The sequence below is a fragment of the Psychrobacter sp. Pi2-51 genome (genome assembly GCF_904846665.1).
Lineage (GTDB): Bacteria > Pseudomonadota > Gammaproteobacteria > Pseudomonadales > Moraxellaceae > Psychrobacter > Psychrobacter glaciei.
The window spans coordinates 183,480-195,961 of record NZ_CAJHBP010000004.1; the positions used below are offsets into that span (position 1 = coordinate 183,480).

General features: G+C 43.6%; 7 protein-coding genes. 4 read left to right on the top strand and 3 right to left on the bottom strand.

The features are described 5' to 3' along the window. Positions 1–274: 274 nt before the first annotated feature. Positions 275–5,125: an NAD-glutamate dehydrogenase gene (locus JMY08_RS03745; protein ID WP_201590716.1), complete on the bottom strand. Its 4,851-nt coding sequence runs from the start codon at positions 5,123–5,125 to the stop codon at positions 275–277. 460 nt (positions 5,126–5,585) lie between these two features. Here JMY08_RS03745 and purD point away from each other — a divergent pair, with 460 nt between their 5' ends. Both purD and JMY08_RS03755 read left to right on the top strand, forming a co-directional pair. Continuing rightward, complete coding sequence (gene purD, locus JMY08_RS03750) at positions 5,586–6,935, top strand: phosphoribosylamine--glycine ligase (RefSeq protein WP_201590763.1); 1,350 nt, start codon at positions 5,586–5,588, stop codon at positions 6,933–6,935. Positions 6,936–7,327: 392 nt separating this feature from the next. Next, positions 7,328–8,722 (top strand): ABC1 kinase family protein, encoded by a 1,395-nt coding sequence (locus JMY08_RS03755; protein ID WP_201590719.1) that lies wholly within the window; start codon positions 7,328–7,330, stop codon positions 8,720–8,722. 138 nt (positions 8,723–8,860) lie between these two features. Here the strand turns inward: JMY08_RS03755 and trmB are convergent, their stop codons facing one another. Continuing rightward, complete coding sequence (gene trmB, locus JMY08_RS03760; RefSeq protein WP_201590734.1) at positions 8,861–9,538, bottom strand: tRNA (guanine(46)-N(7))-methyltransferase TrmB; 678 nt, start codon at positions 9,536–9,538, stop codon at positions 8,861–8,863. A 202-nt stretch (positions 9,539–9,740) separates the two neighbouring features. On the opposite strand from trmB, the gene JMY08_RS03765 reads away from it, so the two are divergent. Both JMY08_RS03765 and JMY08_RS03770 read left to right on the top strand, forming a co-directional pair. Further along, positions 9,741–9,932, top strand: a complete 192-nt coding sequence (locus tag JMY08_RS03765) for a DNA gyrase inhibitor YacG (protein WP_010198061.1) — start codon at positions 9,741–9,743, stop codon at positions 9,930–9,932. A 40-nt stretch (positions 9,933–9,972) separates the two neighbouring features. Next, positions 9,973–11,154, top strand: a complete 1,182-nt coding sequence (locus JMY08_RS03770; protein WP_201590737.1) for an aspartate aminotransferase family protein — start codon at positions 9,973–9,975, stop codon at positions 11,152–11,154. Positions 11,155–11,381: 227 nt separating this feature from the next. Here JMY08_RS03770 and JMY08_RS03775 read toward each other — a convergent pair whose 3' ends face one another. After that, positions 11,382–12,281: a LysR family transcriptional regulator gene (locus JMY08_RS03775; RefSeq protein WP_010198065.1), complete on the bottom strand. Its 900-nt coding sequence runs from the start codon at positions 12,279–12,281 to the stop codon at positions 11,382–11,384. Between the last annotated feature and the right edge of the window lie 201 nt (positions 12,282–12,482).

The following is a 12,482-nucleotide window of genomic DNA, read 5'->3' on the forward strand; positions in this document are numbered from 1 at the left end:
AAACAGCGTAACGATAAAGGCCATATATAGTCAGTGCAAAGTAATATCGATACATCACGCACTGCTGATATCAATTTTTTGTAGCCTCTGTCTGCACAGGCACAGCAAGCAAGAAAAATTGATATCAGCAGTACCGTCGCATTTTTGGGGTATTTTGACTATAACATGACAGCCAACGTTTATTGAATAATAAAAAACCACCGTTAATGAATAACGGTGGTTTTTTTACGATCATTTGTTTTAATAGCAACTGTTTTGCTAGTTGCTTTTATAGCTACTTTGTCACTAAGCCGCTCAGCTCACTCATGAGTACAGATAGCGTTGACAGACTAATTTGAATATCATCATTACTATCGAGCTTGTGCATCTCTGTTGTTATCAATTCGAGCTGGTTTTGATGACGAGACTTCCATTCACTAAATGCTTGTTTTGCATCTGGTTTTGAGAGAACAGCATCCATCAATAGACGCAAGCTGCGTGATAATTCGTTCGCTAAGGCATGACGTGCACGGCGATCCCAATAGCCTTGTTGTGGTAAAGTCGCGATGTTATCCGTCATCCAGTCAAGCTGCAAGACTTGATAGGCTTCAAAGTATAGAGTCGCAATCTCATCGACAGGACGTTCATACTGCTCGGCAAGTAACGCCGCATCTAGCGCATCGACATGGTAAGGCAGCATAGCAAACAAGGTGGCATCACTATCGGACAGATCTTTTTGCATTAGGCTATGAGTGTCTTCTTCTAAGTACTCTGCAAATTGCTGCTCAATGAACCCACCTGATTTGGTTAATTTCTCAACACTATCTCTAAAGCGGCTGATCATATCAGCGACTTGCAAGTTTTGCCCAAAGGTATTGATGAACCAAACCACACCGCGCTCGAGCGCATCACGTAGACGTAGCTCAAGGTTAAGCAATAATGTCGCATCGACTTTATTGTCTAACGACTCAAGTGTGTTCCAAGCTTTTGATACATTAAAGACATCACGGCTAATCGCATATCCACGGATGATGGTCGCTAGAGATTGGTCGGTTTCTTCATAGAGACGGAACAATGCTTCGATACCCAAACGGTTGACCACACTATTGGTCATATAAGTACTAATAATCTCACGATGCAAGCGATGCTCAGTCATCTCATCAAAGAACCGCGTAGCCAGCTCATCTGGGAAGTATTTGCGCAGCTCATTGATGAAATACGGGTCATCTGGCAAGTCAGATAGCAACAAGTTGTCGTAAACCCACATTTTTCCATACGCCATGACCACGGCAAGCTCAGGAGGGGTTAAACCCGTATCTGCTTTTTGACGCTTAGCAATCTCTTCGTCTGCTGGCAAGTACTCAATAGCACGGTCAAGACGCCCTTCACCTTCTAGCATCTGGATGAAGCGCTGATGATCGCTTAAGTTAGCAGCGGCACGAATATGGCTGAGCTCAATCGCTTGCGGTTGTAGATAGTTCTGGCGCAGCACCAATTCTGCCACATTATCAGTCATACTTTCTAGCAGCTCATTACGCTGTTTTAAAGTCATATCGCCTTGTTCGACTACTTTGCCGAGTAAGATTTTGATATTGACCTCATGATCTGAGCAGTTCACGCCGCCTGAGTTATCGATGGCATCGGTATAAATGCGCCCACCCGTTTGTGCGTATTCGATACGCCCTTGCTGGGTGAAGCCCAGATTACCCCCTTCTCCAATCACCGCACAGCGCAGCTCATTACCATTGATACGCAGCACATCATTAGCACGGTCACCAACATCGGCATGGCTCTCGCTTTCACTTTTTACATAAGTACCGATACCACCATTCCAAATGAGGTCAACCGGTGATTTCATCAAAGCACTGATGAGATCGTTAGGGGCTAAGTTGTCTTCGATAATATCGAAGAGGTCTTTCATTTCAGCACTGATAGCGATACTTTTATCTTGACGTGAGAATATACCACCACCTTGACTGATTAATGATTTTTCATAATCAGCCCACGATGAACGTGGCAATTCAAACAAACGCGCGCGCTCAGCATATGAGGCAGCAGTGTCTGGATTAGGGTCAATAAAGATATGCAGATGGTTAAAAGCAGCGACTAGCTTGGTATGGGTTGAGAGCAGCATACCATTGCCAAATACATCACCACTCATATCACCGATGCCGACCACAGTGAAGTCGTCACGGTTTTGAATGTCCATGCCACGCATACGGAAGTGGCGTTTAACCGACTCCCAACCACCGCGAGCAGTGATACCCATAGCTTTGTGATCATAACCGACCGAGCCGCCCGAGGCAAAGGCATCATCGAGCCAGAAGTTGTATTCGGCAGACAAGGCGTTGGCAATATCAGAGAAACTTGCCGTGCCTTTATCGGCTGCAACGACTAAGTACGGATCGTCTTCATCATGACGCACCGTATCGGCTGGCGGGACAATTTTTCCATCCACAATATTATCCGTGACATCGAGCATACCGCGTAAGAACGTCTGATAACAGGCGATACCTTCGGCTTGGAACGCTTCACGGCCATCTGCCATAGATTTGGTCTTGACGATAAAGCCGCCTTTTGAACCGACAGGAACAATAACCGCGTTTTTAACCATTTGCGCTTTGACCAGACCGAGTACTTCGGTACGGAAATCTTCCATACGGTCTGACCAACGTAGACCACCACGGGCGACTTTACCACCGCGTAGATGTACGGCTTCAACGCGTGGCGAGTAGACAAATATCTCAAACATTGGCTTAGGCTTGGGCAAGTTTGGAATATCTGCTGCCAAAAACTTAAACGATAGGCGGTCTTTACGCACACCTTCACTGTCTCTCTGATAAAAGTTGGTACGCACCATCGCATTGATCAAGTCTAAGTACCAACGCAAGATACGGTCTTCATCTAGACTATCAACGTCTATCAATGCCGCTGTAATTTGCTCTTGAATCTGCGTGGTTTTTTCTTGGCGCGCCTCTTCACTATATTTAGGATTCATACGCGCATCGAACAAGCTGCTTAATGCCACACTAATGTCGCTGTTTTTGACCACAGTCTGCTGAATATAAGCACTAGAGAATGGTGCGCGGGCTTGCATCATATAGCGCTGTAATGCGCGGAGCACCACCACATCATAAGTGTCTAGCTTAGTAATTAATACCAGCTCGTTAAAAGAGTCACTCTCAACACGTCCTGCCCAAATCTGCTTGAGACTCTCTTCAAATTGATTGCGCACCACTTGCATATTGACCGTATCGACATGTTCCAAGGTGAGCTCATACTCTTGCATCCAAATAGGCTTCTCAGGCAAGTCAAACTCATAGGTTTGCGCCGAAATCACCGAGACACCAAAGTTTTCAAGAATGGGCAGTACTTTTGACAAGATGACTGGCTGCTCACGACCATAGAGCTTCAGGTGCAACTGATTACTCGCGTCACCTGTTGACTGATACAAGTGCCAAATCATTGGTTGAACGTCGGTTAACCCAGCCAGACGCTTGACATCTTCGACGGCGGTACGAGCATCAAAGCGCTCTTGGTAAGCGGCAGGTATATAATTTAAAAAACGACGATTGAGTGCATTGGCTTGTTGTTCACCCACATTATCGAGTAGCATTTTTTGATAATGATCGCCCCATGACTGCATGAGTGCCGATAGCTTTTCTTCTAGAGCTGCCGTATTCACCTCATTAACTTGACCGGGTACGGTACGTACATGGACATGCACACGGGCGTGGGCAGACTCATTAAACTCAGTGGTAAAGCCAGATGACGTACCACCGTAAGCATCTTTCAAGACATTTTGTACTTTAATGCGCAATTCAGTGTTGAATTTATCACGGGGAATATAGACCAAGCAGGAAACAAAACGCTGATAATGGTCGATGCGGCTAAATAGACGTAGGCTCTTTTTATCTTGTAATTGGCTGATACCAGAGACAATTGGATACAACTCTTCAACGCTGGCTTGAAATAGGTCATCACGTGGCAAGGTATTGATGACGTGCATCATCTTATGGTGTGCATGACCATCTCGTGGCAGATATGCCATTGCCATGATTTTATTGGCTTTTTCGCGCAGTAGTGGTATTTGCTGGACGGTCAGCTGATAGGCTTGCGACGTCAGCAAACCGATAAATCGATATTCACCGACCAGTTTACCGTTGTCATCAAACTTATGAATACCCAAAAAGTCCATATATACTGGACGATGCACAGGTGAGACACGGCTTGATTTAGAGAGCATCAATACGCGCGGCTCAGTCAATAGCTGCTTGAGTACTGTTGGCAATTGGCTAAAGCTTTCTGACAGTTTGTCTTCTTCAGCGCCACGTAGCAGACCAAGCCCACTATTACCAATAGCAAATAAATCCAAGTCTGCATTTTTGGCGTTAGTAGCGTCGCTATTGACATCCATCATACTATTACCTTCTAAGCGATACTCACGATAGCCTAAAAAGATAAAATGATCGTCTAATATCCAATCCAAAAATGCTTGAATCTCTTTCTGAGAATAGAATACTTCTGGCAGTGGTTTTTTTGACAGTTCAGATTGAATAGAAGTCAGTTTTTCTCTCATTTGCTTCCAATCGCCAACGACCGTATCAAGCGTGTCCACTTTTGCTAATAAGAGTTCTTGTAATGCCGCCAACTCTTCGTCGTCTTGATAGGCAATTTCGCAATGAATCAAAGATAAGTGAGACGTGGCGCTTTCATGCGCGCCTTCAATATGAACGATATTGCCGTCATCATCACGCGCAACACTAATAATGATGTTATACGTGCGATGGACGTCGATACCTTGAGCCTCAAGGCTCATCAAGATTGTGTCTACCAAGAACGGCCTGTCGTAAGCCACTATCTGTATGACTGTGTGTGAGCTGTGGAAATGCTGCTCTTCTGCCTTTGGATTTAAAATAGCGAGTTGTGGTTTTTTGCCATCATAAGATTTCAGTAGCGTAAAATGATGGAGTGCCATGCCAGCTAAATCAGTATTACTTATTGCCTCTGCTGTTTCCTGATGCAGCGGCTGGTAATAACTATGAATAAAATGATCAAATAGCGATTTGTCATTTTGTACATAGTTGGTGGCAATATCGCTTATCTGGCTTATGTGCTCTTTTGCGATACTTAGAGAGTTTGGCATGTTTGCTGTCCTTGTTATAAGTTTAGTACTTCAATTTTCTCTATCTATTTTCACTCATTAATCAATATCAATGACTAGCAACGTTTGAATATAATGAATCTTACCGATGTCAGATGGTAGTACTCCATTTGTGAGCTACCTTGTTATTATTGGCATCCTCTCCTGGTTTTTATTGCCTAACTTTTATAAGAGCAAACGGCTTGCTAGATTTGATACCGTTAATATGTTGAAGTGTAACGCACCTACGCTCATAGCTAAAGCGTACAACATCATTTCATGAATCAGCAACATGCCGATAACCTTTGCTCATGAGACAATGAGGCATTAATTGTTGGCGAATACTTGCTGGCAAGTGGATACTCATGGTAATCAAGACACTTTTTTTGTTAGAATATGACCGTATCTCTCAGAGTGTATGACTAACTCATTATTAACTTTAATGCTAAGGGCAAAACGTATGATGAATATTTTGGTGATTGGCTCAGGTGGTCGCGAACACGCGCTAGCATGGCAATGTGCAAAAGACGACAATGTCCAACACGTTTACGTCGTGCCAGGCAATGCTGGTACTGCCCTTGAACCTAAATGCCAAAACGTTGTTTTAGAGCCTGCACGCAGTGAGGCGGACGAACACACTGCTGTCATCGAGTTTTGCCAAAATAACGCCATCGATATGGTCATCGTAGGCCCAGAAGCTCCACTAGTTACAGGTATCGTCGACGCCTGCCGTGCTGCTGGCATTAAGGCTTGGGGACCGACCGCATATTGTGCGCAATTAGAAGGCTCAAAAACCTTTGCCAAAGAATTCATGGCACAGAACAATATTCCAACGGCGGCTTATCAAGGATTTACAGATGCTGATGCTGCCAAAGCCTATATCGATGAACAAGGCGCGCCTATTGTCATCAAAGCGGATGGTCTAGCTGCCGGTAAAGGCGTCATCGTTGCGGAGACTGTCGAACAAGCACATGATGCAATCGACGATATGCTGGCTGACAATAAGTTTGGCGACGCTGGTAGTCGTGTCGTTATCGAACAGTTTTTACAAGGTGAAGAAGCCAGCTTTATTTGTATGGTTGATGGCAAAAATATCCTGCCGATGGCAACCAGCCAAGATCATAAGCGCGCTTTTGAAGGCGACACTGGGCCTAATACTGGTGGTATGGGTGCCTATTCTCCTGCACCAGTCGTTACTCAAGAGGTTCATGACAAGGTAATGGCACAAGTTATTCAGCCCGTGGTTGACGCTATGAATGCCGCCGGTCATCCTTATACTGGATTTTTATATGCTGGTCTCATGATTGACAAGGCAGGCGATCCGTATGTCATCGAATTTAACTGCCGTTTTGGTGATCCAGAGACACAGCCTATTTTAATGCGCTTGCAGTCTTCAATGGTAGATTTAGTCGCTCAAGGGCTGGCTGGTCAATTACCAAGTGATGCTCAATGGGATGCGCGCCCTGCCCTTGGTATCGTGGTTGCCTCAAAAGGCTATCCTGAAACTTCTTCAAAAGGTGATGTGATTGCTGGCTTGCCAGAGTTGGATGCCAATAGTGATAGTGCGGTTAAAGTCTTTCACGCAGGCACGGCTTTTTCACATGATAGCAATGCTGATACGGCAAATACGGGTAATAACAAAGAAGTTATTACTAATGGTGGGCGAGTATTATGCGTGACGGCATTAGCAGATACTATTTCAGACGCTCAACAAGCCGCATTAGCAGTAACAGGTGCAATCAGCTTTGATGGGGCGCAGTATCGCCGCGATATCGGTCATCATGCGATTACCCGCGAAAAAGCAAAGGCATAGTCCATTATTAATAAGGTTTCTGACGATGTTTGGCAAAATTGAGCCGTTTTAAGACTACTGTTAACTATTCTAAGACTACTAAAATATATCAATGTGCTAATCAATGACACGCCCTAGTACTATGCTAGGTCGTGTTTTTTGCTATATCTTTAAATCGATACACACTTTCACTTTATGAAGTCGTTTATAGCAACAACATTGGCTAACGTGTGTAAACGTTCGAATCTTACTTTAGCTTACAAAGTAACTGCCAGTAGTCAACTAAGGCTTATAAACCGCCTTCTCTTTATATGATACAATTTTGTACCCGTTTGTACCTGCGCGTCGCATCTCTCTTGTATTGTAGGTTTTGAACCCGCAAATCAATACCAACTGGATGAATGATTATATTTATGGCAAATGATACGTCTAAACCTTCTAATAATAAGCAGTCAATTGACAACTTAAAAACCTCAGGGTTTGAGCGTCGTATGTCGATTGCCAAAACCTCTCTAAATATTGGTCGTCGTTGGGCAGGCAATAGCGTGTCTGGTATGTTTTTGAATAAAGAAGCGCGCACGGCACGTAACCAAGCTTTTATGGAAGCGCAGGCAAATTATGTGGCAGAAGAACTGGGCAAACTGAAAGGCTCAGTAGTAAAAATAGGTCAAATGCTGGCCATTTATGGTGAGCATGTATTGCCGCCTGAAATAACACGTGCCTTACAAACGCTTAATGATGATACGGCTACCCTGTCATGGCCAACCATCGAGCATACCTTGCGTCAACTACTGGGTGACAAACTCAGTGAGCTTGATGTGAATACTATCCCGATTGGTACAGCTTCTCTTGCCCAAGTCCATCGAGCCACGGTGTTAGCGACTGGTGAGCAAGTGGTGTTGAAAATTCAATATCCAGGGGTGGCAGACGCCATCAACTCTGATCTTGCCTTATTTAAGCGTTTGCTAAAAGTCAGCAACATTGTCCCGCAAACGCGCTCGCTCGATGCATGGTTTGAAGAGATACGCGACCTACTCCATCACGAAGTTGATTATGAGGCAGAGGCTGCAACCACTGAGCGTTTTTATGAGCGCTTGATAGATGATCCACGTTATGCTGTGCCTAAAATAAATCGTACTTATTCGAGCAAACGTCTGTTATGTATGTCTTATGAGCCTGGCATTAGTGTTGTTTCTGAAGCGCTACAGCTTTTGCCCCACGAGCGCCGCAATGCCATTGGTCAAGCAGCCATAGAAATTATGATGCAAGAAATTTTTGTTTGGGGTGAGATGCAAACGGACCCAAACTTTGGTAACTACCTCGTCCGTGTCAGCGATAATGAAAACGATATTGATAAGTTAGTATTATTAGATTTTGGGGCTATCCGCCAGTTTGATAATACTCTATTGACGATTGCTCATGGTTTACTAAAAGCTGGTTATCGTCATGATCATCAGGCGATGATCCAAGCCATGACTGGCTATGACTTCTTTGACACGATGAGTGAAAAAGTTCGTTCTGATATTGCCTCGTTATTTTTATTGGCAACTGAGCCTTTTAGTGATCCCGCGATGAATAGCGACATTCCTACTGAGTGTTTGGATGAACAAAGCCGTTATATCTGGGCAAATAGCAAGCTGCATTCACGCCTCTCATCTGCTGCGACACGGGCGATGCAGTCTTTCGAATTTAATCTGCCACCAAAAGAATTTATGTTTATTAGTCGTAAGTTTATTGGTGCTTATACCCTTTTAACAGTTTTAGACGCTTATACGGATTCTAATAAATTAGTGAAGCCTTACTTGTAATATGAAATGAGTGTAATTTTTGGACTGCCCCTTAGAGGCAGTCTTTTTTATGTAATTACTTTAACTGCTTAGGCTATTTAATATATAATATAATTTGCCATCATAAATGATTTTCAATGGTTTCGTTATTTGCTTAGGCTATTTTTTGTCTTTCAAATTACTAGCATGCCAATCATCAAACCTCGTTTTATAGCCCTCTGGCTTACGCATCGTCAGCTCCCAACATGTCTCTCCGCGTGCTAGGTACTTTACCTCAAAGTGCGTACGCTCACTGTCTATTGGCACGTGGTAGCGAGTATTTGGCAAACACCATACCGCAGAGGCTTGTTGTGCTGCATTATCCATATACGCTTCTATATTAGTCGCTAGCACCACTTCTCCGCCTACTTTTAGACGCGATAATAAGAACTCGAAAAATGGCATATTCAACCATTGCTGATTAGGATTGTGCTGCTCAGGATTGGGGTATAGTATAAAAATTTTGGCAATACTACGGGGTGCGATCGCATGTACGATCCACGCGATGGCATCAGCATGAATAGCATTTAAGTTAGCTACATTTTGCTGCGTGGCAAGTTTAGCAAAGGCTTCAAACTTATTACGAGTACGTTCAATGGCTATCAGCTGCTTATCAGGATTCTGTATAGCAAAACTGAGCGCGTGCTTACCCTTCCCTGCCCCAATTTCTAGCATTAACGGTTTTTCATCTTTATTGTCATTAATGATATTTGGAATAATAAAGTCACGCGGCGCTGACAGTTTATGTGGTTGAAAAGCGCGGTTTTTCTGATGGGAAAGCGTTGGTTGTTGCATCATGATAAGATATAGCCCTGTGAACGATAACCTTTAGCAAGGTATCAATTTGATTGTTAAACTATTGGCTCTGCTTAGATTGATTTGGTTTGACATAGATAGACGGGTATTTGCCTTTTGTCATTCTTTAGCCCCATGCTATTATACCGATTCTCGTTCACTGATTATACTTTTCCTAATAACCATGAGGATGGCCTCACTTATTATGACTGACTCTACTTCAAACACCTCCCCCAAGACCTATCCTTGTCCACGCTGCGGTACCCAGACGGCATGGCAAGACAATAAATATAAACCATTCTGTAGCAGTCGCTGCAAAATTATCGACTTAGGTGCTTGGGCAAACGAAGACTACACGTTGCCTGCGGAAACCACACCTTTCTCTGACGAGCTATAAACTACACTTTTATTCAATTATTATACCAAGGATGTTTTACATGTCTGCTACTTACCTGATGCCCACTTATAATCGTCAACCAATCAGCTTTACACGCGGTTCAGGCAGTTGGCTCTATACCAAAGAGGATACGCCATACTTAGATGCCTTAACTGGTATTGCGGTGTGCGGCTTAGGACATTGCCATCCACAAGTGACTGATGCTATTCAGCAGCAAGCAGGTACCTTAGTTCATACGAGTAACCTATTCGGTATCGATTGGCAAGAGCGCGCTGGCGAAGTGCTATGTACAGCAGCTCAGATGGACAGCGTGTTTTTTGCTAATAGTGGCGCTGAAGCAAACGAAGCGGCGTTAAAAATGGCGCGTTTATATGCATACAAGCAAGGTTTTAAACGTCCAAAGGTCATTGTAATGGAGCAGTCGTTCCATGGCCGTACCTTACTGTCCTTATCAGCAACCGCCAACCCAAAAGCACGTGAAGGTTTTTATACCTTGGACGATGACTTTATCCGTGTGCCCTTTGGCGATATTGCAGCGGTCAAGCAAGCCGCGCAAGATCATGATGACATTTGTGCCATCTTTGTAGAGCCTATCCAAGGCGAGGGTGGACTCAATACTGCCCCCAATGGCTTTACTTATTTAGAAGAGCTGCAAGCAGAATGTGATGCTCATAACTGGCTATTTATGTTGGATGAAGTGCAAACCGGTAATGGTCGCACCGGTAAATATTTTGCTTATCAACATAGCAACGCTCGTCCTGATGTATTGACGACAGCCAAAGGTCTAGGTAACGGTTTTCCAGTCGGCGCTTGTATGGTACGCGGTCGCGCTAACGGCTTGTTCGGTGCTGGTAGCCATGGCTCTACTTATGGTGGCACGCCATTGGCCAGCCGCGTGGTTCATAGCGTCTACGAGGTATTAGCGAACAGCAATATCATGGAAAACGCAGTGACTGAAGGCTTATTCATCAGAGAAAGTATAGTCGATACATTGGGACAATATGGCGTTAGCAGTCGCGGCGCTGGTATGATGATTGGTATCGCGCTACCTGAAGAGTTGGATTGTAGCAAGCTGGTGGATCGTGCCCGTGACGAGCAAAATCTGATTATCAATGTAACCGGTGGCCATGTAGTACGCTTACTGCCACCGCTTAACATCAGCCGTGACGAGAGCACACAAGTGGCTGATCGTTTGATTGATTTATTAAAGCCGTCGTTTTAGCCCAAAGGTTTAGAGAAAAAAACCTATTTACAGTTAAAAAGAAGCCTATAGATAATCGCTATCTATAGGCTTCTTTTGCTTACTACTGATCAAGCTTTATGGGTATAGTCATTCCACTATAAAAGTATTACTGCGTTAACCTCGCTTGAAGTATTTAATATACGTCTACACTCGGTTGCCTTGTACTACTTCTAAATTGAATCGACTATATATAAATAGATTAAAAGTTAATTCGCATGGAAGTATTTTTTCAGCACTTCTAGACAACGCGTGATTTTAGCCGGCTGCTGATCGCGATTTAAAGTAACCGCATATAGCACAAAGCTCGGTAACTGATAACCAGTCAATACTTCGACCAATTCACCACTTTCCAGCTCTTTTCTAATGTCCATTTCCATCATTCTAACCAAACCGTGGCCTTCTTTTGCCAAAGTTGTGGCCATAAACACATTATTGGTATAAATCCGTGAATTCAGTTTTATGCGCGATTTTTTGCCAGTTTCGGTCTGAATCATATCAATCTGATTAGCATCTTTCATGATTTCAATACAAATCAGCTGATGTTCGGCCAAATCTTTAGGGGTTTTAAGTTTTACATGTTGGCGTAGATATTGTGGTGAGGCGACAAGCATCTGGCGCACATCCGTTAAAGGATGGCTACTCAAACTAGAATCATTGATCGTTGGACTCATACGAATCGCGATATCGATACGCTCATCAATCATATCGATATAATGATTGTCTGCTAAATAAGTAACACTCAGGTCATCATGTGCCGCCATCCAAGTAGATAAGGCCGGCAAAATATGATTGACTCCAAGCTCAGGTGTTGTAGCCACACGCAAGCTACCTGCGAGCTCATCACGTAACTGATTGACTTTAATTCTACCTTGCTCAGCCGCACTGACCACGTCTTTTGCCGCTTCGTAAAAACTCTCACCCGCTTCCGTTAAACTGAGCTTACGAGTAGAGCGATGCAATAGTACGACACCTAAGTCGTTTTCTAACGAGCGGATTTGCTGACTGACTGCACTGGTAGTAATACCAAGCTCACGAGCTGAGCCACTAAACGAGCCATGTCCAACCACACTGGCGAACACAGCCATACCGCGTAAATTATCCAACATATTCTCACCTAAGCTGCGTTTTAATTTTTAGTATAACTTAACCATTATAAAGGATTTTAGTTCACCTTACAGCGATTAAATATACTGCTGTTGTTTGAATTAAGTTTATTTCATAAGTAATAAAAGCAAAAATATCAAGGCGATAGTATAACATCGACTTGATATTTTTTATGATATATTATATCTATTAACTACATAGAC